General features: G+C 46.7%; 16 protein-coding genes. 3 read left to right on the forward strand and 13 right to left on the reverse strand.

What is annotated here, in order from left to right; translation table 11 throughout:
* Positions 1–49 precede the first annotated feature (49 nt).
* Positions 50–5,563 (reverse strand): LysM peptidoglycan-binding domain-containing protein, encoded by a 5,514-nt coding sequence (locus OCV96_RS11880; RefSeq protein ID WP_262594618.1) that lies wholly within the window; start codon positions 5,561–5,563, stop codon positions 50–52.
* Positions 5,564–6,013: 450 nt separating this feature from the next.
* Between OCV96_RS11880 and OCV96_RS11885 the strand changes: the two genes are divergently transcribed.
* Complete coding sequence (locus OCV96_RS11885) at positions 6,014–7,060, forward strand: ATP-binding protein (RefSeq protein WP_262594619.1); 1,047 nt, start codon at positions 6,014–6,016, stop codon at positions 7,058–7,060.
* A 16-nt stretch (positions 7,061–7,076) separates the two neighbouring features.
* On the opposite strand, the gene OCV96_RS11890 is transcribed toward OCV96_RS11885, so the two are convergent.
* The 7 genes from OCV96_RS11890 to OCV96_RS11920 form a co-directional block, all read right to left on the reverse strand.
* Positions 7,077–7,820, reverse strand: a complete 744-nt coding sequence (locus OCV96_RS11890) for an anaerobic ribonucleoside-triphosphate reductase activating protein (protein WP_262594620.1) — start codon at positions 7,818–7,820, stop codon at positions 7,077–7,079.
* A 3-nt stretch (positions 7,821–7,823) separates the two neighbouring features.
* Positions 7,824–8,858 carry a LacI family DNA-binding transcriptional regulator gene (locus tag OCV96_RS11895; protein ID WP_262594621.1) on the reverse strand — a complete coding sequence of 345 codons (1,035 nt, stop codon included), beginning with the start codon at positions 8,856–8,858 and terminating at the stop codon, positions 7,824–7,826.
* 29 nt (positions 8,859–8,887) lie between these two features.
* A complete protein-coding gene (malQ, locus tag OCV96_RS11900; protein WP_118668831.1) occupies positions 8,888–10,381 on the reverse strand; it encodes a 4-alpha-glucanotransferase in 1,494 nt (497 codons plus the stop codon).
* 25 nt (positions 10,382–10,406) lie between these two features.
* A complete protein-coding gene (locus OCV96_RS11905) occupies positions 10,407–11,246 on the reverse strand; it encodes a carbohydrate ABC transporter permease (protein ID WP_262594622.1) in 840 nt (279 codons plus the stop codon).
* Positions 11,246–12,088, reverse strand: a complete 843-nt coding sequence (locus OCV96_RS11910) for a carbohydrate ABC transporter permease (RefSeq protein ID WP_262594623.1) — start codon at positions 12,086–12,088, stop codon at positions 11,246–11,248. Before OCV96_RS11910 ends, OCV96_RS11905 begins: the two co-directional genes overlap by 1 nt.
* A 106-nt stretch (positions 12,089–12,194) precedes the next feature.
* Positions 12,195–13,613, reverse strand: a complete 1,419-nt coding sequence (locus OCV96_RS11915; protein WP_118539379.1) for an ABC transporter substrate-binding protein — start codon at positions 13,611–13,613, stop codon at positions 12,195–12,197.
* Positions 13,614–14,079: 466 nt separating this feature from the next.
* On the reverse strand, positions 14,080–15,492 hold the full coding sequence (locus OCV96_RS11920) for a family 4 glycosyl hydrolase (RefSeq protein WP_118539377.1): 1,413 nt from the start codon (positions 15,490–15,492) through the stop codon (positions 14,080–14,082).
* A 260-nt stretch (positions 15,493–15,752) separates the two neighbouring features.
* Between OCV96_RS11920 and OCV96_RS11925 the strand changes: the two genes are divergently transcribed.
* The gene (locus OCV96_RS11925; RefSeq protein WP_118539375.1) at positions 15,753–16,697 is read left to right on the forward strand and encodes a helix-turn-helix transcriptional regulator; all 945 of its coding nucleotides are present in this window, start codon (positions 15,753–15,755) and stop codon (positions 16,695–16,697) included.
* A gap of 58 nt (positions 16,698–16,755) precedes the next feature.
* On the opposite strand, the gene rsmA is transcribed toward OCV96_RS11925, so the two are convergent.
* The 5 genes from rsmA to OCV96_RS11950 form a co-directional block, all read right to left on the reverse strand.
* On the reverse strand, positions 16,756–17,610 hold the full coding sequence (rsmA, locus tag OCV96_RS11930; RefSeq protein ID WP_227733673.1) for a 16S rRNA (adenine(1518)-N(6)/adenine(1519)-N(6))-dimethyltransferase RsmA: 855 nt from the start codon (positions 17,608–17,610) through the stop codon (positions 16,756–16,758).
* Between the two features lie 11 nt (positions 17,611–17,621).
* Positions 17,622–18,740, reverse strand: a complete 1,119-nt coding sequence (locus tag OCV96_RS11935) for a DHHW family protein (RefSeq protein ID WP_227733674.1) — start codon at positions 18,738–18,740, stop codon at positions 17,622–17,624.
* A 20-nt stretch (positions 18,741–18,760) separates the two neighbouring features.
* Positions 18,761–20,176 carry an MBOAT family O-acyltransferase gene (locus OCV96_RS11940; RefSeq protein WP_227733675.1) on the reverse strand — a complete coding sequence of 472 codons (1,416 nt, stop codon included), beginning with the start codon at positions 20,174–20,176 and terminating at the stop codon, positions 18,761–18,763.
* A 16-nt stretch (positions 20,177–20,192) separates the two neighbouring features.
* Entirely contained in the window at positions 20,193–20,825 is a 633-nt protein-coding gene (locus tag OCV96_RS11945; RefSeq protein ID WP_227733676.1) for a DUF4358 domain-containing protein, read from the reverse strand.
* 105 nt (positions 20,826–20,930) lie between these two features.
* The gene (locus OCV96_RS11950; protein ID WP_117466394.1) at positions 20,931–21,845 is read right to left on the reverse strand and encodes an AEC family transporter; all 915 of its coding nucleotides are present in this window, start codon (positions 21,843–21,845) and stop codon (positions 20,931–20,933) included.
* A gap of 222 nt (positions 21,846–22,067) precedes the next feature.
* Between OCV96_RS11950 and OCV96_RS11955 the strand changes: the two genes are divergently transcribed.
* Positions 22,068–23,587 (forward strand): ABC-F family ATP-binding cassette domain-containing protein (locus OCV96_RS11955; RefSeq protein WP_262594624.1); only part of this gene is annotated, 1,520 nt, incomplete at its 3' end.

Raw genomic sequence — 23,587 nt, forward strand, 5'->3', positions numbered from 1 at the left:
TTCAGTTTCCCGTCTTATCCTTTTTCTCTATCTCTTACAGTTTTTACGATCAGTCCAGATTCAGTTTCTGACCAACTCTGATCACATTCTGGTTTGTAATCTGTACATTTCTGCGAAGCAACTGTGCCAGAGTCATGTGATTTCTCTTAGCGATCCTGGAAAGCGTATCACCACTCTTTACCGTATAACCGCCCTCTGTATACCAGATGCTCTCGGAAGGTCTGCGGTCAGTAACAGTTACCAGATAATTGCCGCCGCGCTTCAATGCGAACATGGACTGTCCGGTGGAAGTTACGGTAAAGGATCCGCAATACTCCAGGCGTCCCTTCTCTGTATTATAGCGATACAGGTTTGCACTCTTGCCGGAATTGTCCTTGCCTACATTTACATGAATGTTGACATTCACTCCGAAGCTGCCGGTATCTCTGATACCCAGCTGTCTGTTCACGGTTCCGGACTTTGCGGATACCACATTTGCCGGGATTGTGTTGCTCGTCTGGTCTACTGTCAGATCAATATTCTGAATCTTTGACAGATCTTTATTCTTCAGATCCTGTCCACTGATGCTCAGTGCCACACCGTTTCCGCTGTGGAATGCCACCGTCAGCTTCGTACCTTTAATGGTATTCAGTACATTCTGAGGCACCTTGACTTCACCGCTGCATACAAAGTTCATGTTGACACTTGCAATAGCAGGATTTTTCATCATCTCTGCCACCTTATCCTGTACAGAGTTGCTTACATCCGTCCAGTCTACTGCAGGTGCTGCAGAGGAACCGCTGTTGTTGTCATCATCATCGTCATCATCGTTGTTCACCACATCTGCCGCTACCGTAAATACAGCAGAAGGGGTTCCGGTCATTCTGGCTCCAACACCTGCTGGTACTGCGGAAGTCACTGCCAGGAAACCGTTCATATTGATGGTACCGTCCGTATTTCTGCGAATGCCTCCGTGGATTGCACTGTTCATATCCATGTTCTGGAACCATTCTGCTGTAGCTGCTATTCCTTCACTGTTGGTAGAGTTTTCGCCTCTCCAATAATAGTTCATTGCATTTTCGTAGGCACTGGTCTCCTGAGTTCCTTTCGGTTTGAACTGTTCTGCAACCGTCTGCCCTGCTGCATTGCTGCTATCCTTAAAGGACAGGATTCCTTTTGCTATAAATGCAGTATTCTTTGCGTCATTTGTATAGAATGCCACGTTAAAGGACTCATTGTTATAACTGGTAGAAGAATATGCCTCAATATCCGGACAGCTGTTGGAATCAATACCCTTTGCCTTATTGCTGAAGGATACGCTGTTGCGCAGGATATGCTGTCCACTGATGCTGGAACCACCCATCTTGAAGCCGTTACCGTTACCCGCATCTACTTCCTGTCCATTCTCATCCAGTACATAACCGTTCTTAAATGCCACACTGTTCTGAATCGTTACCTGTCCGATGGCACCGGTCTCTACCTTTGCGAACAGATCCCATCCGTCATCGGCATTGTAAGCTGCGATACATCCGTCAAATACGTTGCCGTCTGCTACCGTCAGTTTTGCCGCAAATCCATCCGCATCCTCATATCCCGCATCTGCATTCAGATAAGAAGTGCAGTTCAGGATCAGGTTGTGGGACGGCCAGTCTTCCCAGTTATCTGTGCTCTTATATCTGCTGATCTGAAGACCGGTATTACCATTTTTGTAGGTCACTACGTTGTCCACAGTGTTGTAGCTTCCGGATACCTGAATACCCTTCTGCGCATTTGCGGATCTCGTAACATCAAATCCCTGGAAATACCAATAATTGCCTGCCAGGATCATACCCGCACATCTTCCCTGGAAATCCAGTACCGGGCGTGTGGCAGCTTCCGGATCTGCGATCATGTAAATCTTCGCATCTGCGGTTCCGTTAACGCCTCTTTCTACAATGACTGTCTTGTCCAGTGCATAAGTTCCGCCCTTTAACAGGATCGTCCGTCCGGGAGCAGCACTCTTCACTGCGGTATAAATATCTACAGGATCATCCTTTGCACCGCTTCCATAGCTTCTGCCGTCGGGACTTACATAAATATAACTTCTGTCTTTTACATTATAGGTTACGTTGAAATCAAATTTCACAGTATCATAACTGCTTAAAAGAGAATACTTTGCAGGCTTGTAATCTGCATCCGGTGTGAACTCCACTGCAAAAGTATTGCTGCCCTGCTCCAGAACCGTATTGACACGGAACTTGGTCTTGGCATCCACATGCTGTCCGGATACCACTGCCTCCCCCTTGCTGTTCGTAATACTCAGAACGCCATCGGCATTGCCGTAGTATACCATCTCATAGTTTGCATTGTTGGCAACCTTGGCAGACTCAATGCTGAAGTTCGGGGTTACATAAGTAATCGGTCTTGCTTCTGCAGGTGCATCGTTTTCCGGAGCCACTGTGGTCAGGCTCATATTGCTGAAGCTTACCTTAGCACTTCTGGAAGCATAGAAGCCTACATAAATATTGTTTTCATCCAGTCTGGTCAGTTCATCACCGTTGTCACCGTGGTAATATTTGTTGGTCACGGTCTCTCCGGTAGCTGCATTGGTATAGCTTAAGAAATATCCGGTATTGTTTCTCTGGATCGTCATATGGAAGGTTGTCTGTGGATTGACATCTGTGATATCCTTTAATGCTGCCTCATATCCGCCTACCATATTATAAGTTCCGGCACCCTGCCCACTTGCTACGGCACTGGTCTCAAGTGTTCTCATGGCCGTCTGGAAATCATCTACTACAGTGTCTGCCGCAAGATTCTCCGGTGTTACACCGATTTTCTCCTGAGATCCGACACCCAGCTTCATGGTGTACTTATCTCCGGCATCAGATACCTGACCGGCCTCTGCATCCCAGAAATATTCCACCTTGGTCGCACTTACCATATAAGAGTTGTTCCAGAAAGAATTACCGGAACCGTTCTCTCCCACACGGTCTGCTACCATCAGGCCGAAGCCTTCCTGACCATTGGTAAACTTCCAACTATCTACGGTTACATCTGCGGACAGTGTAAAGTTCTCTGTCTCAGGATCAATGGTGGTATAGTAGAATGCCACACCATCGGTGGAGTTCGGTACCAGCTTACCCTTGCTGTTCATACTCCATACTTTCAGATCCTGGGTATCATAACTTCCGCTGAAACCATTGTTCTTGCCGCCTTCTGACATCGTATCTACGCTGGAACCGAATGCGGAATAATTCCAGGTCTTTACTGCATCTTCTGTTATCGTTAATTTCACCTCTGCCGGTTTGGAAATATCATTTCCTCTGACTGCCGCAACTCCGAAAGTATATTCCTGTCCTACGGTCAGTCCTGAAATTTTCTGTAATAACTTTGTCACACCCTCTGCATATACCTTGCCATCCACATATACTGTGTAGTTCTCCGCTTCCGGAACAGCCTGCCAGGTCAGCTTCACGTTGCCATGGCCTTTGTTCTCGGCGTTTAAGCCTGCGGGAGTTGCCATAGGAAGGACAAAGTTAACGCTGGTTGTCGTATTACTTACCTTAGAAGCTTCGCCGGTACGGATCAACTCTGCTTTAAAGCTGTAAGTACCGGATGCTGCCGGTGTGAATTCTGCTACTCCGGATTCTCCTTCGGCAGTTATAGACTGTTTATTTACCGCCTTACCATTTGCATCGTACATAGTCACATCCAAGGTCTCTGCATAAATTCCACCTACCTGTGCAGTGTAAGGAACAGAAATTGTTCCTCCCTTTACAGAAGGAGTTCCAAGTACGGGAGTCTCGATTTTGTTCCAATCCAGAGACGTTCTGTAATCTACGGTAATTCCATACATCTTGATTTTGGATCCGTGTGTATATAAATAATAAGTTTTTCCTGCTTCTACCGGAAGAATCAGAACCTTTCCACCAGTTTGTGTATTTGTTGTATTATCAAATTTCAATACTTCCTTGGGACCGTTTGCAGTCTCTTCCAGGAAATAGTAAACTTTGCTTACAAGGGATACTGTAACCTTCAGCTTACCCGCCTTTTCTGCAACCAGTTTCACCGCAGCACCTGTAGTAGGGATTGCTCCATTATTTGGTGAAGGATTCTCTTTCGGGGTCTGTACGGTTCCCTCATATAAAACACCACATGCCTCTAACGTATTCGATGTATAAGGCATATCTGCCAGAACAGAAATACCGCCTTCATAAGTCTGTCCTTTTAACAGTCCACCGCTCAGATCCAGTTCATGCAAATCTGCATCTTTTGCACTTATAACCACATTTGCATTTGTAGTTTCTCTTGACGCTTTGTATATTGTACTGTTATTGATCTTAATAATTGCGTTGTTTACTGCGCAGCTTACTTTATATACCTCTCCAATCGTCAGAGATACTGCTTCTCCACTCTTAAAGCTATGTACGTCGGCAGTATCTTTCATATTGGTCAATGTCACCGCTCCATCACCCAGCAGACCATCTGCATCTTTCACAGTGATCGTTGTCGCTACCTGTGTGGATTCTATAGAAATGATCAGCTCTGTAGTTTCTTCTGTAACAGTAACCGTTTTTTCACCATTTACTTTCGCATCAGCTAATGCCATACTCGTAGAAATCTCGTAGGTTGCACCTACCTTAAGGGGTACTGTTCCATTAGGTGTCAGCTGAACAGTATCACCAGCATCTGCTGTATTGATCAATGTTAAAGTCGCACCATTCTCCAGTTCAGAACCTTCTGCCAGTTTTACCAGTGCTTCTACTTTTGCCTTACCTAAGGTAATGGTAGTGCTAAAAGCTTCCGTACCGGTGGTAATGGTGGTCTTACCGTCTTCTGCAACAGCGCGGACATTCTCGTTCGGAGCAACGATGTTGTACTTAGTTCCGGCACTCAAGGTAATATCCTCATTTTCAACTCCTACAGCTAACTCTACTGTATCTTTGTTCTCTGCTGCGGTCAGGCTAACCTTTTGGCCTTCCTGCACCAATCCGTTCGTGTTATCTACAACTGCAATGTTACCAGAAACGGTTGCACCTGCGGGAACATCCTGCGATGTCTCTGTTACCTTAATACTTATGATTCGAACGCTTCTCTCCGTAAATCCTTCTGCACTAATGATTGAGTAAGTACCTGTAGCAAGGTTCGAGTAAGTTACTGTTTCACCAGTTGTTCCTGTAGCTTCCTTCACAGAATCTGCTATCTGTGTTCCATCTTTTTTTAATGCCAGTTTCGAGGTTTTTCCACCACCAGTACTACTAAATTTCACTTCCAAGGTTGCCGTTCCACTAACCGTAAAATTTATGGCAGATTTTCCTTCCTTATTTGACAGTTCAACAGCTTTTACTTTTGTTGCTTCACTGTTTAATCTACACATTGCACTTCCAACAAGTGCATAATAGCTGTCTGCCATCATATCATTTGTAAATGGATCCGTATCTTTTTTTCCTTCTACAGGTAGCTTTGTAAAGTTCACCTCATGGACCGTCTCCGCAGCCTTCACACTGGCAATACCGCCCAGCAGATCCACCGGCATGACACCCAGCAACATAGCCACGGTCAACATAAATGCCAGAAATCTTTTTCTCTTACATCGACTCATACAATCCTCCCATTTTTTTACGGTAGCGCTCTAATCTCCGTAATTTTTTGCACTGTTTTCTGTTCTTGCGCTTTGTTGTAAACGATTACATTTGTAAGCTCTTACAACACTATGTACTGTATATTAGCACTATCACTTCACATTAGTAAACTGTTTTTGTGTATTTTGAATATTTTTGTAAGTTATTCCTATATTTTTTGAGCAAATTTTAGCTATTATTTTTGCGCAACATTTATTTTTTATAAAATATGCACATTTTCTCATGAAATGTCTATTTAGGAAGAGTAAGCGTTTACATTTTCCTTCTGCATTCATTTCCCATAGCCGCAATATCTCTTGCCAAAAGTTATATAAACTTATATAATAATTACAAAGTTATATACACTTATATAAAGTTATATAAGATTTTAAAAGTTATATAAACTAATATAAGAAAAGGAGGTTTTCATTATGAGTACCAATCCGTTTACGGTATCTTTTGGAAAAAAACCGTTGCAATATATCTCCCGTCTCACGGAAACAAACCAAATTCTGGAAAGCTTTTGTGCCGAGATTCCATCCAATCAGATCTACATGATCACCGGTGTCCGTGGCTCTGGCAAGACTGTAATGATGACAAATATTGCTTCGGAATTACGAAAAAGAGAAGACTGGATCGTTGTGGAACTGAATCCTACCAGAGATTTACTGCAAAGTCTTGCTGCAAAAATCTACAGCATTCCCGAATTACACACGCTGTTCATTAATGCAAAACTTGACTTTTCTGCTTTTGGTCTGGGAGTATCCATTGAAAACGCTGCTCCGGTCACGGATATCGAAAACGCTCTGGAACTCATGTTGAAATATATCCAGAAAAGTGAAAAAAGGTTGCTGATCAGCGTTGACGAAGTGACGAATTCCGAATATATCCGAATCTTTGCAAGCTCCTTTCAGATTTTTTTACGAAACGACTATCCCATCTTTTTACTGATGACGGGATTATATGAAAATATTTATAATCTTCAAAATGATAAAGTACTGACCTTTTTATACCGTGCACCCAAATTAATCCTGGAGCCACTCAATTATACCGCTATCCGCAAACAATATATGGATATCTTTTCTCTGGATATAGATGCTGCCGGAGAACTGGCTTCACTGACCAAAGGCTATCCTTTTGCCTTTCAGGTACTTGGTTATCTCTACTGGGAAAATCGCAATAAAAAGACTTTGGAACAGATTTTGCCGGAATATGACCAATATCTGGATGAATATGTATACAGTAAAATATGGTCGGAATTATCCGATCTGGATAAAAAAATCGTAACTGAAATGTCTCTCAGCGGAGAGACTCAGGTAAAAGCTCTCCGTGAGCGATTAGATATGAAATCTGAACTTTTCTCTGTCTATCGTGAGCGTTTAAAGAGAAAAGGTGTCATTATTTCCAAAGAATACGGGAAAGTCACGCTGGCCTTACCTCGCTTTGATGAGTTTGTAAAAATACAACAGCTTATGTAACTGCGGGACGCAGCGTCTATTCCACGCCCCGCAGGATAACTTTCCCCACATATTTCCGGACCAGTTCCTCCATCTGTTCCAGTTCCTCTCTGGAAAATGCGCCGAACGGATCTACTCCGCCCGGTTTCACATCGTCACATTCCACTGTCTGTATCATCCGGTACAGGCAGTTTTCATTCTCTTCGTAATTCTGAAGATAATACGCAGGGCATCCCGCAATCCATTTACCGATTTTCTCAAATTCCGCCACGGTATGAATTCCCTTTACCACGGTAGTGCGGAATTCATAGGGGATGCCACTGCTTTTCAGGATGCCGATACTCTCCTCGATGCGGGAGATATCTATATGCGGCAGTCCCGCCGCCCGGGCATAATTATCTCTGGACGCCTTGATATCCATCGCCACATAATCAATCAGATGCTCCTGCATCAGATCCCACAATACTCCCGGCATATAGCCATTGGTATCCAGCTTGATCGGATATCCGAGTTCCTTGATCTTGCGTAAAAAATCCTTCAGATCCTTTTGCAGAGTCGGCTCTCCGCCGGTGACGCAGACCCCCTGGAGAATCCCCTGCCTTTTTTTCAGGTAAGAGAGTACTTCTTCCTCCGGAATGAGCGGCTGGCAGCCGGGATCCAGCACCAGTTCCCCGTTGTGACAAAACGGACAGCGAAAATTGCAGCCCCCTGTAAAAACAGTGGCTGCAATATGTTCCGGATAGTCTAATAAAGTTGTCTTGTTAAAACCATGTATCTGCATAGTTTAAGTCCTCGGCATAGTGGAATCCCGCACCACCAGTTCTCCGTCGAACACACAGTGCTGGTGCTTCGCCTTTTTCCCGATGATGTCGAACAGGATCCGGGCCGTCTCTCGCGCCATGCTGTCCACCGGCTGCTTTAAAGTCGTCAAGGACGGGATAACATATTTCCCGATTTCCACACCATCAAAGCCTGTCAGGGAAATATCTTCCGGTACCTTATATCCGGCATCAGACAATGCTTTTCCTGCACCGATTGCCAGCATATCGGAGATTGCGAAGATCGCCGTGCACGGAATCTGCTTCTCCAGGAATTCCTTCGTCACCATATAGCCATTCTCCAGGGAGTAATCTTCCAAATCACTCCTCATAGGCAGGATCAGTTCTTCTCTTACTTCTATTCCGTTATCCTTCAACGCCTTTTTATAGCCCTCCAGACGCAGCTTACCGATGGAAGCATCCGTTTTGCGGGCACAGAGGATTGCAATATCCTTATGTCCGTTCTTGCACAGATAGTCCACCATCTTGTAGCTTTCCTTGGTATCATCCACCGCTACGGAGGAATAGGTGTTGCGGCTGAAGCCCTTGGGCAGCATTCCCGTGGTACTTAAGATAAACGGCACATGAAGCTGTGCCAGCTTTTCCTCACTGTGCACCAGATAACCGCCGAGGAAGATAATGCCGCGAAGTCTTTTTTCCTTGACCAGCTTCAGTGCCACTTCCACTTCGTCCTCGTCATAGTCTACATGCTGCAATACCATGGCGTAAGATTTTTCCTTGATCTCTTCTTCCAATACCTTGATCATCTGGCTGAAGAAAGAGTTGTTAATACCTTTGACCAGTACTGCAATTGCCTTGGCATCCTGACGTTTCAGGTTTCTGGCACTGTTGTTGGGTACGTAGTTATTCTCTTTGATCACCCGCATGATCATTTCCTTGGTCTCAGGATTGATGTCCGGGTGGTTATTTATGGCACGGGATACCGTGCTGACACCGACACCGCAGATTCTTGCGATGTCTTTGATCGTGATTTCCTCCATGGAGCACAAACCTTTCCAAGCCTACGGACCTATCTGCCGTACAGCTTCGTCATACTGCGGATCCGTCCTGCAAGCTCCTTTGTAAAATCTCCGTTCCCCATTCTCCACTTCCAGTTGATGCCCAGTGTGGAAGGAATGTTGATGCGGGCCTCCGATCCCAGTCCAAGATAATCCTGCATGGGAATGATCGCCAGATCCGCTACGCTGGACATTGCGGCACGCACAAATTCCCAGGGAAGCTGCTCTCTGGGAATCGGCTCTCCGTCCGCATTTTTCAGACGCAGATAGTCGTCACAGAGCTTTTTGTCAGCTCCCTTCAAGGTGTCATACCACCCCATCACAGTATCATTATCATGAGTTCCCGTATATACCACGCAATTATGTGTATAATTATGCGGCAGATAATCACTTTCCTCACGGGAATCAAATGCAAACTGCAAAATTTTCATACCTGGATAACCGGATTTCTTCACTAATTCTATCACAGATGGTGTTAAAAAGCCAAGATCTTCTGCAATAACTTCTTTTTCTCCCAATTTTTCCTTCATGGAACGGAAAATATCATATCCCGGGCCATGTTCCCAGTGGCCGTGCTCCGCAGTGGGTTCCCCATAGGGAATCGCATAATAAGCATCGAATCCACGAAAATGATCGATACGTACCACATCATAGCGTTCAAAGCAGGCTGCCAGCCGCTGCATCCACCAGGCATAACCGGTCTCCTTGTGATGTTCCCAGTTATACAGAGGATTGCCCCACAGCTGTCCGGTGACGGAAAACGCATCGGGAGGGCATCCCGCCACTGCTACCGGCTCACAATTCTCATCGAACTGGAACAGCTCCGGATTCGCCCAGGCATCTGAGCTGTCAAATGCCACATAAATGGGAATATCCCCAATAATCTTGATGCCGTTATCGTTGGCATAGGTCTTTAGTTTCTCCCACTGTACCTGGAACAGATACTGCTGGAACTGGTAAAACATAATCTCTTTCGCATATTTTCTGCGATATTTGTCCATGGCAGCCGGGGTTCTTAGCTTGATATCCTCTTCCCAGGCTGCCCAGCAGATGCCGCGGAAACCATCCTTGATGGCCATATAAAGTGCATAATCCTCCAGCCAGTATGCATTCTTCTGTACAAACTCCTGGAATCTCGCATCTTCTTCAATATGACTGTTATCAAACGCTTCCTTCAACAGGCGGAAACGGCTCTTATAGATTTTGCCGTAATCCACGGAATGGATATCCGTGCCGAAGTCATAGGTATTGCACTGCTCTGCGGTCACATAGCCTCTCGCCACCAGATCCTCGGGATCAATAAAGTAGGGATTACCCGCAAAAGTGGAAAAAGACTGGTACGGAGAATCTCCATAGCTGGTGGGTCCTAATGGCAGGATCTGCCAGTAGGCCTGACCGGCTTCTTTTAATCTGTCAATAAATTTATATGCTTCCTTGGAAAAGCAGCCGATTCCGTAGCGGGACGGCAGGCTGCTCACCGGCAGTAATATTCCGCTTTTTCTCATATTAATAACCATATCTTTCTATTTTTTAGCCCTTAACCGCACCGGCTACCACGCCCTCGATAATGTACTTCTGACAGGTCAGATAGAAGACGATAATAGGGATTACGGACAGTACCAGCAGTGCCATCATGGCACCCAGATCCTTTGCACCGTAAGAACCTACCAGGTATTGTACTACAACCGGTATGGTCTTGTAATTAGTACTCAGGCCGATCACCAGATAAGGCAGCAGATAGTCGTTCCAGATCCACATGGCATTCAGGATGGCTACGGTGATGGCAGTAGGCTTTAAGATCGGCATTACGACACCAAAGAAGGTCTGCAAAGGGTTACATCCGTCGATCATGGCTGCCTCTTCGATGTCCAGTGGAATCGATTTGATGAATCCACAGAACATGAACACGGACAGGCCGGAACCAAATCCCAGATACAGCAGCACCATTCCGGGAGGGTTGTTCAGGTGGGTCATATTAGCCAGCTTAGACATAGTGAACATTACCATCTGGAAAGGCACGATCATGGAAAATACGAACATGTAATACAGCACGTTGGCCACGCCGGTTTTCACTCTGGTCAGATAGTACGCAGTCATGGAAGTGAACAGAATGATCGCTGCCACGGAAAATACAGTGATAAATGCAGACCACCCGAAAGCTGTGAAAAAACCGGTTTTTTCAATACCGTTCACATAGTTGGTCAATCCCACAAAGGTCTCTGCGGTAGGCAGTGCAAACGGATTGTTGCTGATGAACAGTTTTCCCTTAAAGGAGTTGATCAGCACGAAGAAAATAGGTGTCAAAAATGCAACTACCAGCAGACACAGGATACAAAATATGATCACATTGGAAGTTTTTTTCTTAGTCATTATTGTTCTACCTCCTTACGTCTGGTAAGTACCAGCTGTCCCAGGGCTATGACTGCCACAACGATGAAGAACAGTACTGCTTTTGCCTGACCGACACCTTCGTAACCGTTTCTGCCGTAGAAAGTATTGTAAATATCCAGAGCCAGCATTGCGGTCTTTTTGCTGGGAGCACCGGCAGTCAGCGCCAGGTTCTGGTCAAAGAGCTTGAAACTGTTGGATACAGTAAGGAACAAACATATAGTAATAGATGGCATAACCATCGGAATTTTCACTTTGAATAAAGTCTGTAACGAAGTAGCTCCGTCAATCTGTGCTGCTTCGATCAGGTCTGTAGGTACATTCTGCAGTCCTGCTACATAAATGATCATCATATAACCGATCATCTGCCAGTTCATCAGGATAACCAATCCCCAGAAACCATAGGTAGGATTAGCTACCAGTGTGGTCTCATATTTCAACAATACCGCATTGATCATCTGCTGCCAGATATAACCCAGGATGATACCACCGATCAGGTTCGGCATGAAGAATACGGTACGGAACAGGTTGGTTCCTTTGATCTTTCTCGTCAGTGCCAGTGCCAGAATGAACGCAAACACATTAATAGTAACAATGGACACTACGGAGAATTTTAGAGTAAATCCAAATGCGTTGACAAAATCTTTGTCCGCAAAAATTTTAATATAATTACCTAAGCCTACAAATTGCGCGTTTGTAATTGTCTTAAATTTGCAAAAGGACAGATATACGCCCATGACAAACGGTATGATAAAAGCAAAGGAAAACGCGATCAGGGTAGGCAGTACAAAAATGGGAAAATATCTTTTTAATGTCTTTTGCATAAGCCTGTCTCCTTTTTTACAAACACGGGGGCCGTGGTACCACCACCGCCCCTGTGTCTGAAGTTATATAAGATGGATTAAGTTATTGTCTTTTTATTGATGGAGCTTAGTTAGCTGCGGTTGCGGCCTTTTCAGCTGCCCATTCGTCAACTACTTTTGTCTTTACAGCGTCCCAGTCGATGGAACCGGAAGCGTACTCCAGAAGAGCTGCACCGAAGTCATCCTTGAACTGCTGGCTGGGGAAGGAAGTGAAGTTCCATGATACAGATGTCTTGGAGGTATCTGCCATGTAACGAAGAACTTCCTGTGCCAGAGGATCGGTGGGCTTTTCGTCATCGCTAAAGGTGTTGAAAGGAGCGATGAATCCAAGGTCGTTGGTTACTGCTGCCTTACCGGTCTCAGAAGAGAACAGCCACTCAACGAATGCGATAGATGCTGCCTGATCCTCAGCAGAAGCTTCCTTGTTGATGCAGAAGAAGTTCTCAGTACCGGTGCACAGTCCCTGATTCTCTTCACCTTCAACGCCGGTATAAATAGGAAGGAACTTAACATCTTCAGCCTTAACGGTGTTGCCGTCTACGCCATTGATCTGGCTCCATCCCCAGTTACCGTTCTGTACCATTGCTGCCTGGCCCAGAGCGAACTCAGCCATGGAGTCGTCTACAGACTTGCTTCCCAGCAGGCCGGGTGCTGTGCAGGAATTGTTGATGTACAGATCGAAAATGTTCTTGAAGTTATCGGAGTAAGTGAACTCCAGGTTATCGGTATCGGTGATACCCTTGTCCTTGAACTCGTAGTATACAGGGATGTTAGCCAGATGAGTCTGCCATCTCCAGTCTTCACCGGGAGTCAGGGATGTAGAAGCGAATACGCCTTCAATACCCAGTTCATCTTTCTTAGCCTGCATATCTTCTACAACCTCTTTTAACTTGGCGAAGTTGTTGATCTCATCCATGCTTGCTGCCTTAGCACCATCCAGTGCGAAGTACTTCTGCATGATAGCGTCGTTGTAAATGATACCGTAACCCTCTACTACGTAAGGGATTCCGTATACACCACCATCTTCGCCGGTGATTGCCAGGCTCTTATCCATTAACCAGCTGTACAGGTCTGTATCCTTTAAGTCTGCACAGTAGTCTTTCCAGTTCTGATAACCGATAGGTCCGTTGATCTGGAACAGGGTAGGTGCTTCCTTGTTAGCGATCTCAGACATCAGGGTCTGCTCATAAGTACCACTTGCTGCGGTTACAACCTTTACAGGAACACCAGTCTCCTCGGTATATTCCTGAGCCAGCTTCTGCCATACTTCGTCAACTTCAGGTTTGAAGTTCAGATAGTATACAGAGCCTGCTGCCTCTGCGGTCTTCTCTGCGGTCTTCTCTGCCGCCTCGGTAGTTGCTGCTGCGTCCGTCTTGTTGTCGGTAGCAGGGGTGGTTGCTGTTGCATTGTCAGCATTTCCACAACCGGTCAGCATGGAAGCTGCCATTACTGCACAAAGTAAAACACTTGCCAGTTTCTTCTTCATAATCTTACCTCTCCTTTTTTGTTGGAACGGGAACCCTTCATAATTCTTGCTATACTCCCGTCAGGTTGTCGGAAACGGTTTCGGTATTGTTCCCGGTAACGTTTCCGTTGCTGTAATTAGAAAATAGCACATTCACGAACTGGTTGCAAGTGCTTTTCTGTAAATCCCTGGAAGTTTGTATATTGTTCTCAAAATACTTCTCGCAGTTTTGTGCATTTTCACAATGACTTTATAATTCTTCTGCCGCTTATATTCTTTTTTCAAATAATTAACCCCTCGAGCGGACTGTCTCCTACTCGATTTTTATACTTTGCACACCATCTCGCTTAAAAGCTCGATGATGTACATTCGCCAGGTACAGATTCTTGTGCAAACACAAATCTGTACCTGGCTCATCGTATACACAAAAAGAGGTGCCGCCTCATCCTTCTGCAGCACCTCCCGGGTTCTTTTTTCTATTTTATTTTTACAGATACTTTTTCCAGCCTTCCGGCAGATATTTTGCCGTGCTGCGGAGCATATCCCTTACCAGCTCTTCCACCTGTTCTCTGGAAGCTCTTCCTTTCACCTGCGGATCCTCCAGGAATGCTTCCACCACCAGATCAAAATCACACAGAATAGCTGCTTTCAGAATCCGCTCATGGTTTGCCACATGGGGATCCACCAGCTCCTTGATCTGCTCCGGAAGCTCTCCGGCATACAACGGGCGGATGGCATCTCTCTCGAATACCGCATTGGTCTCTACAACCGCACTTTCCGGCAGATTGGCAATCTGATGTCCGGTATTGGGAATATTGACATTGCTGATCTTGCGGGTCAGTCCGCAGAGTGCCTTGATCAGCTGGATACCTTCCTCCCCGGTAGGCTTCAACTCGATCTCTTCCTCACCGGCTGCCAGTCTCGCGCTCTTTGCCAGACGTTCCTGCAGATCCTTCTTTCTCCAGTCTACGGTAGTCAGACCGAATTTCCATCTCTTTACCGTCTCGGGATCTTTCAGGTAACTGTCACCCACACCGGGCATGAATTCCACCAGATGCCTGTCGCCTGCTGCTGCGATCAGACCATATTTGCGGAACAGATCAAATTTCACAATATGGGCACACTCGAAAGTAGAGTTCGCCCAGTTTTTATCTGCTTCTTTGTAGCCGTCTTCCTTATGCTCCTCGGTATATTTCCGGTAAATGGGGAACAGATCGATTCCCTTATAGGAAGCATAGTCAAACCAGGTGAAATGGTTGATACCCAGTACATTGATCTGAATATCCTCACGTTTCACATCCTTAAGCCCCATGGTCTCTTCCAGAATACCCTTTAACACTTTCTGGGTACCGAATACTTCATGGCAGCATCCAAAAGCTTTGATCTCCGGAAAAACGTAGTACAAAGTCTTCACGCACAGGGACATGGGGTTGGTGTAATTAATGACCCAGGCTTTCGGTGCATATGCCCTGATGGCCTGTGCGATCTCCACATACATGGGAATTGTACGCAGTGCTCTCATGGCACCGCCGGGGCCTGCGGTATCTCCTACAGACTGATAGATTCCCAGTCGTTCCGGCATATGTACATCCACAGCCATCTCATCAAAAGTTCCCGGCAGAATAGAGATCACGATGAAATCCGCACCGGTCAATGCGGACTGTAAGCTGTCAGAAACAGTATAGTTCCATTTGCCCACCACATCCTCTCTTGCAGAAAGTCTGTTGCCGATGATCTCATTGTGTTTTGCCGCCTCCGCATCAATATCATACAGGCGGATGGTTCCGGACAGTTCTTCATCCATGGCCAGATCCGTCATAAATGTCCATGCCCATCCTCTGGAACCACCGCCAATATAGGCGATCTGTAAATCTTTTACCTTTCCGTCTGCATACTCCATTTTTGTATCCTCCTTATGTGTTTCCGGTCCTTGGGATCCTCTGCTCCATCGGCCCGTACTGCCTTCTCTATATTGCACATTATAGCCTATGGCTGTATAATAATCTTGCTATTATTTGCGTATTTTTTTCCATTTTCGTACTATATTGACTTTTGTTTTTATACAAGTCCATAGATTTGTAATATAGCCTGCGCATACTGTTTTTCAGAATGCAGTCTAATATAGCACTAATATAGCATAGGAAAAAGGAGATCACTATTATGTTTGAAACAGGGGATTTTCAGACACCGGCTCCACCGGAATCAGGCGTTGCGGACAATGCTGTTGCTTCGACGCCTCAGGATCACTGGCTCTATAATGAGCTTGTAGACGGATTCCACATCGACCGTGTTGTACGGGACTATAATTATTCCATGGATATCCGTCACATTCACGAAGAATACGAGATTTATTATCTTTTAGAGGGGGAACGGTATTATTTTATCAACCAGCAGACCTATCTGGTCACCCCGGGAACGCTGGTCTTCATTGACAAGGAGCAGATCCACCGCACCGGTATGGCTTCCGCCGGACCACATCACGACCGGATCGTTTTAGGAATCATGGAAGAGCCTTTTTCTACCTTTCTGGCATCTTTCGGAGGATTGCAGCTGCAGAGTTTTTTCACGGAGCAGGGCAGTATTCTGACACTGCCAGAAGAAATGCGCCCCTATATCCAGTCTCTGTTGCAGGACATTGCCTCTGAGCTGATCCACAAAAAGCCCGGCTATCTTCTGGCCGCCATGACGAAGCTGGCAGAATTTTTCATTGCCGTGCTGCGCTTGCAGCCCGAGGGTCCCGTTGTCTCATCCCCGGCCAGACATTCGAACCCGAAGTATCAAAAGGTCGATGAAGTGGCGCACTATATTGTAGAACATTGTACTGAGCGGATCTCTCTGGAGGATCTCGCTGGGCGGTTCTATATCAACAAATTTTACCTGAGCCGTATTTTCAAAGAAGTCACCAGTTTCACCATCAACGATTACCTGAATGTCAACCGCATCAAAAAAGCCCACCGGCTCCTTCTGGAAACGGATGACAGCATCACTTCCATTGCGGAACAGTTGGGCTATGAAAATATTACTTATTTTGAACGGGTGTTTAAAAAATACCGGAATATGACACCGTTAAAATACCGAAATTATTATCGGTCGGAGACGGAGTGACCTATGAATCTGCAGCTGTCTGAACGTATACTCCTTGTCTGCTTCATGATAAGTCGCTCTACAACAGATCACTCAGTCTTGCGAACTGCTCCAGTGTCAATGCCTCACCTCTTACGGTAGGGGACAGGCCCATCTGTGTCAGGGCTGCTGACGCGGATTCCTTGGTGATGCCTGGGAGGCCCGCATTTCCCAGACCATTCACCAGGGTCTTACGGCGCTGGTTGAAGGAAGCCCGGATCAGGGCGAACATCTTCTTCTCATCCTTCACCTGTACCGGCGGTTCTTCGTAGCGGGTCAGGCGGATGACCGCACTGCCCACATTCGGTCTCGGGATGAAGCAGTTGGGCGGTACATTCGCCACGATTTCCGGCTTTGCATAATACTGCACCGCCAGAGACAGGGCGCCGTAATCCTTCGTGCCGGGGCCTACCTGCATACGGTCCGCCACTTCCTTCTGCACCATGATGGTGATGCTCTTCAGCGGCACACGGCTCTCGAATAAGCCCATGATGATCGGTGTCGTTATGTAATAGGGCAGGTTTGCCACCACCTTGATGGGGCGTCCTCCGTTTTTCTCTTCCACCAGCCGGTTAATGTCCACTTTCAGGATATCGTCATTGATGACCGTGACGTTATCATAATCCTGTAATGTCTCTTCCAGAATAGGGATCAGTGCCTTGTCGATCTCCACGGCCACCACGCTGCCCGCGCGCTCCGCAAGATACTGGGTCATGGTACCGATGCCCGGCCCGATCTCAAGCACGCAGTCCTCCTTCGTGATCTCCGCAGAAGAAATAATCCGGTCCAGAACCGTCGTGTCTATAAGAAAGTTCTGTCCGAATTTTTTTTGAAAATTGAAATGGTACTTCTGCAGTACCGCAATGGTATTCTGGGGAATGCCCAAATAAGCCATAATAAGCCTCCTTAATAATACTTAAAATCCTCTAAAAAATGAATACAATCATACAACACCAGCACATCCATTCCCTGTTCCGGTTCATACTGCTCCATCAGTTGGAACAGTTTCCCGTTAAAATACCGCAGATCCACCACGTAGATATTCTCATAATGGGCCGTGAGCAGCGGAATCAGGCTGTTGGCATAAGAATCCTTGATGACAAACAGCGTCTTACCGGGATTGTATCCCGTATGAATCTCAATAAATGCATGATTGTCATTCAGGAAAAATCCATACTGGTTCTTGGTATCCAGATAATCCGGTGCATACAGAGAATCAGCCGTGTCCGCAAAATCATACGTCACCGATACTGCTTTTTTCTCCGTCTCCGGGAAATACTGTATGCTATCCTTCGTCCAGTCCACATTGATACGGGACTGCAGGGTTCCCTGAAAATTCTCCGACACCGTCTTCATGCCGTTTACGTCATACGGGTAGGGGAAACGTCCCACACTGTCCGCCCAGGCCAGAAAACCGTAATATGCCCCCAGACTGGTCCAATGATGATCCGTGCGATAATAGATGGGCTCCTGTGCATGCTCCTGCAAAGCGTGATACACATCTATATAATGCTCTTCTCCAATAGAATTCCTTACCTTCGTAAGCAGCCGCTCTTCGTCATAATAAGGTGCAAATGCCGGCAGCTTATCCGTGAGAATGTTGTCCGCCGTCGGTACCAGCATCACCTTGGCATCCCAGTGGTTCACCAGTTTTGTCAACGATGCCACACGGGAGTTCTCCATCTGTTCCGTGTATTCCCCGGGATCGTTCACTCCGATCAGATACCGGTCTGCTCCCAGATAGACCCCATTGATCTCCTTTTTCCGGAAATGAATATCTGCCCGGGTCTTAAGTCCTACCCATTTGTCCCGTCCTACGAACTGGTCGGACATGTATTTCTCATACGCATCCCCGTATTCTCCCGTAAAAAGACTCTCCCAGGAAAAGGCAGGGCGGGAAGCCAGCACCCGGTTCTCCGCTTCCGAATATACTCTGTCACTGTTCCACAGATCTGCCACTCCCAGAACCAGAAGTACCGCACAGACCAGTCCGATGGTCAACAGCGAATTTCTTTTATCATCCATATGCGGTTCCTCCTTCCCGGTCAGAATCGAAAATACAAAAAGGGATTATACGACGCATCCACAATATACGCCACCGACAGAAGCAACAGTACTGCCGGAATCACCTTTTCTCCCAACCGGTACAGTGCCATGGCGGGGCCTGTCTTACTGCTTTTCAAAGCATGCACCAGTCTGCTGCCCAACGGAAGACATGCCACCAGCGCGATGACCAGAAGCACCAGATACTCATTGCACAAAAACATTGCCAGCGAATTCACCGGCCCTATTCCGTTCATTCCGAACATAGCCTGGAGATAAGCCAGGATCTCTCCGGGACTTTCCAGTGCAAAAAACACCCAGCTGATCAGTACTACCGCCAACGTATAGATCCTGCCGAACACCTTGGGCACACTTTCCAGAATATCTCCTAAGAATAATTTCTCCAGGATCAGGAAAAATGCAAACCACAGCCCCCAGAACAGGAAATTCCATCCTGCACCGTGCCAGATACCGGTCAGCATCCATACCACCAGAATATTAAACAGCTGTCTCGGCAGCCCCTTGCGATTGCCGCCCAGCGGAATATACACATACTCCTTGAACCAGGTACTCAGAGAAATATGCCATCTGTGCCAGAAATCTTTTACCGAAGCAGCAATGTATGGATAATTGAAGTTCTCCGGAAAATGGAAGCCCAAGACTGCCCCCAATCCGATCGCCATGTCGGAATAACCCGAAAAATCAAAGTAAATCTGGAGTGCAAACGCTGCGATTCCCAGCCATGCCATCAGAATACTCATCTGCTCATTTCCCAGTTCCGTTACCTGTTTCCACAAAAGTCCCAGGTTATTGGCCAGCAGTACCTTTTTGGCCAGTCCTGTCACGAATCGTTTTACCCCGTAACTGATGGCATCCAGATCGGTCCGCCTGTCCTGCAGATACCGCTCCACCTGATGATACTTTAAGATGGGCCCGGCGATCAGCTGCGGGAACATGGTCACATAGACACCGAACTGCAGAATATTACGCTGCGCTTTTGTATCCCCCCGGTACACATCGATCACGTAAGACATGGTCTGGAACGTATAAAAGGAAATTCCGATGGGCAGCGGAAGCTTTAACAGCGGAATTGATGTTCCAAATACTGTATTCACCGTCTGCATCAGGAAATCGGCATATTTAAAAAATCCAAGGATAAAAAGATTGATGACAATGGAACATAGCAAAAAGATCCTGGAGTGATCCTTCCCTCTGTATTCTTCGATCAGCCTTCCCCACACATAATCGGATATGGTAGAAAAAAGCATGAGGAAAATATAGACGGGCTCTCCCCAGGCATAAAAGACCAGGCTCCCCAGGAAGAGAACCAGATTCTTCATCTTCCGGGGAACCAGGAAATAGCAGATCATAAAAATCGGCAAAAACCGAAAAAGAAACAATACACTGCTGAATACCATTCACTCTACTCCGTATTTACTCCAGAGTCTGTCTGATAGCCTCCAGGGCAAGTTCATTCTGCTCCTGACAGTAAGTGATCACGGCCTCATCGCCCTGTTCTTCCACAGAGGAAGTGTCCGCACCCAACTGTACAAAGCATACATAATCGCCTATCCGTTCCACTCGGGATGCCTGAATCTTGCCCAGATTCATGGGATACTGCATCGTGTCATTCACCAGACTGTCACGGTAGGCGTTCAATGCATTTTCTACCTCTTCTACCTTACCATCTTTTGCATGAATAATCAATAAAGTATCTACATTGACGCTGATCATGGGTGCCTCTCCCAGGTAGGCATCATAGAGCTCCGCACTGACACCGTAGGTCTCGTTCAGCATTTCCCCGGGTATCTCGGAATCCGGCCAGTAATTGTCTCCCAGTGCATCCGTAACTGCCTTTTTTGCACTCTGTAACGCTTTCGCAGCGTCCTTCGGATTCTGTGCAGCGGTTGTACTACCGGTCTCGCCGGTCTCCTGTCCCGCTGCGGTGCTCTCCATGGTGGACTGCTGGTTGTCTGATGCAGCACCGTTATTATCCTTGCCTCCGCAGGCGGTCATAGAAAGTGCCAGAGCACCCATAAGTAACATACATGCTAATTTCTTTTTCATAGAATCTCTCCTCTTTTTGCAGGGATATTTCCCATGTTCAGTTGCAGTATCCCCTTTTTGGGGATCCCTATTCTATCAGACGACAATCCGGTAGAAAAAGTTTCATTAAATTTTCAACAGCCAGAACAGAAACGGCATTGTAGCTACGGACAGCACAGTGGTCAGCGCCACGCCCTTAGAGGTCAGCCGGTAATCACCGTCATATTGCTGCGCCAGCATGACTGTCATGCTGCCGACAGGTGTGGCCGTCATGACCAGACAGACACCCAGAAACATGGGGTCTGTAATGAAAAAACGCAGTCCCCACAGAAGCAGTGCCGGCATAAGCAGCAACTTCACAACAGAAAAGAGCAGCAGCCGCACATCCGTAAACAGATCCTTTAACCGGATCTGTGCCAGCGAATCACCGATTACCAGCATACTTAATGGTCCGGTGACAGCTCCGATCCGGGTGGCAGTATCTTTGAAGACCATCGGAACCGGAAGATTACTGATATACAGGGTCACTGCAATGAGGCAGGAGATCACCCCCACATTCATCAGCTGCTTCCAGTTCAGCTTTTCCCGCTGTCCGGAGGTCTTCATCCTGTTAATGCCATAGGTATAGATCAGCACACTGTAAAGCAGATTAAAAATTGCAGCATGGATCACTGCTTCACCGCCGTACATGGCATCCAGCAGAGGATAGCCCATAAAACCAATATTGGCGAAGATCGTCATGACCTGATAAGAACCATAATCTTCTCTGTCTGCCCGAAGCAGTCTCGGAATCAGCTCTGCAATCACAAACATGATAGCAAAAAAGATCAGCGCCACAGCCAGCGTAACCAACAATGCCGCCTTATTTTCCAATGTTTCAGGATTCATGCCGGAGGCAATGATCAGCGCCGGATTGCCGATATTAATGACGATACCGGAGATCATCTTGCCGGTATTTTCCCCGAATACTCCGACTTTTCTGCAGATGTACCCGATCAGCATGATCAGGAAAAAAATCACCATTTGTTGAAGTAAAAGCACACGCTGCCTTCTTTCTGTATTTAATCAGGAAATAGTAACTATTCAGAACCCCATTCGCAAAACTGCGTACATCATAGCACATATGTGCTCTTTTTCACAACAAAAATTTATTGTTTTCCACCCTTTTTGCTTTCTTTCTTTACAAAACTACGGACAGTACGCTATACTTGCAAAGGACTATTGATGGAAACGACGCTGCAAAGCAGCAGAATGTGAGGAAATATGAGCATATTAAACGTAGAACACCTGACCCACGGATTTGGAGACCGTGCTATTTTTAACGATGTATCGTTTCGCCTGCTGAAGGGGGAACATATCGGTCTCATCGGTGCCAACGGCGAGGGAAAATCTACCTTTATGAATATTATCACCGGTAAACTGATGCCGGATGAGGGCAAAGTGGAATGGGCGAAGAATGTCCGCGTCGGCTATCTGGACCAGCATACAGTGCTGACCCCCGGTATGACGATCCGTCAGGTACTGGCTTCCGCTTTTGATTTCTTATACGATATGGAAGCACAGATGAATGAAATCTGTGACAAAATGGGAGATGCCTCCTCGGAAGAACTGGAACAGTACATGGAAGACCTGGGAACAATCCAGGATCTGCTGACTATGCATGATTTCTATATGATCGATGCCAAAGTGGAGGAAGTGGCAAGAGCTCTGGGACTGATGGATATCGGCCTGGACCGTGATGTGACAGAGTTGTCAGGTGGTCAGCGTACCAAAGTTCTGTTGGGCAAACTTCTGTTGGAAAAGCCCGATATTCTGCTGCTGGATGAGCCGACCAACTATCTGGATGCGGAACATATCGAATGGCTCAAGCGTTATCTGAATGAATATGAGAACGCATTTATCCTGATCAGCCATGACATTCCCTTCCTGAACAGTGTCATCAACCTGATCTATCACATGGACAATCAGGAGCTGACCCGCTATGTGGGCGATTACGACAAGTTCCAGGAAGTCTATGCCATGAAGAAATCCCAGCTGGAGGCCGCATATAATCGTCAGCAGAAGGAGATCGCCGATTTGAAGGATTTCGTAGCAAGAAACAAGGCCCGTGTATCCACCCGTAACATGGCCATGTCCCGCCAGAAGAAGCTGGATAAGATGGATGTCATCGAGCTGGCTGCGGAGAAGCCTAAGCCTGAATTCTCTTTCAAGGAGGGCCGCACCACTGGTCGTATCATTTTCGAGACAACGGATCTGATCATCGGTTATGACGAGCCGCTGTCCAAGCCCCTGAATCTGTCCATGGAACGTGGCGAGAAGGTAGCGCTGATCGGTGCCAACGGTATCGGTAAGACCACACTGTTGAAGAGCATTCTGGGACTGATCCCGCCTCTGTCCGGCGAAGTGGAGCAGGGGGATTATCTGGAGATCGGTTATTTCGAGCAGGAAATGTCCGGTTCCGGTGACAACAGCTGTATCGAAGAGATCTGGCAGGAATTTCCCGCGTTTACCCAGTATGAGGTGCGTTCCGCCCTGGCCAGATGCGGTCTGACCACAAAGCATATTGAGAGCCGCGTAAAGGTACTCAGCGGTGGTGAGCAGGCAAAGGTAAGACTCTGCAAGCTCATGAACCGTGCCACGAACGTTCTGTTACTGGACGAGCCAACGAACCATCTGGATGTGGATGCCAAAGACGAGCTGAAACGGGCACTGAAAGAATACAAGGGCAGTATTCTCATGGTCTGCCATGAGCCGGAATTCTACGATGGCCTGGCTACCCAGGT

This window comes from Waltera acetigignens (assembly GCF_025567015.1).
Classification (GTDB): Bacteria; Bacillota; Clostridia; order Lachnospirales; family Lachnospiraceae; genus Acetatifactor; species Acetatifactor acetigignens.

Coding starts and splice junctions, on each gene's coding strand:
- OCV96_RS11880 (WP_262594618.1), bottom strand. CDS start 5,563: ATGAGTCGATGTAAGAGAAAAAGATTTCTGGCATTTATGTTGACCGTG.
- malQ (WP_118668831.1), bottom strand. CDS start 10,381: ATGAGAAAAAGCGGAATATTACTGCCGGTGAGCAGCCTGCCGTCCCGC.
- rsmA (WP_227733673.1), bottom strand. CDS start 17,610: ATGGCTTATTTGGGCATTCCCCAGAATACCATTGCGGTACTGCAGAAG.
- OCV96_RS11885 (WP_262594619.1), top strand. CDS start 6,014: ATGAGTACCAATCCGTTTACGGTATCTTTTGGAAAAAAACCGTTGCAA.
- OCV96_RS11920 (WP_118539377.1), bottom strand. CDS start 15,492: ATGGAGTATGCAGACGGAAAGGTAAAAGATTTACAGATCGCCTATATT.
- OCV96_RS11935 (WP_227733674.1), bottom strand. CDS start 18,740: ATGGATGATAAAAGAAATTCGCTGTTGACCATCGGACTGGTCTGTGCG.
- OCV96_RS11910 (WP_262594623.1), bottom strand. CDS start 12,088: ATGCAAAAGACATTAAAAAGATATTTTCCCATTTTTGTACTGCCTACC.
- OCV96_RS11895 (WP_262594621.1), bottom strand. CDS start 8,858: ATGGAGGAAATCACGATCAAAGACATCGCAAGAATCTGCGGTGTCGGT.
- OCV96_RS11940 (WP_227733675.1), bottom strand. CDS start 20,176: ATGGTATTCAGCAGTGTATTGTTTCTTTTTCGGTTTTTGCCGATTTTT.
- OCV96_RS11925 (WP_118539375.1), top strand. CDS start 15,753: ATGTTTGAAACAGGGGATTTTCAGACACCGGCTCCACCGGAATCAGGC.
- OCV96_RS11945 (WP_227733676.1), bottom strand. CDS start 20,825: ATGAAAAAGAAATTAGCATGTATGTTACTTATGGGTGCTCTGGCACTT.
- OCV96_RS11890 (WP_262594620.1), bottom strand. CDS start 7,820: ATGCAGATACATGGTTTTAACAAGACAACTTTATTAGACTATCCGGAA.
- OCV96_RS11915 (WP_118539379.1), bottom strand. CDS start 13,613: ATGAAGAAGAAACTGGCAAGTGTTTTACTTTGTGCAGTAATGGCAGCT.
- OCV96_RS11905 (WP_262594622.1), bottom strand. CDS start 11,246: ATGACTAAGAAAAAAACTTCCAATGTGATCATATTTTGTATCCTGTGT.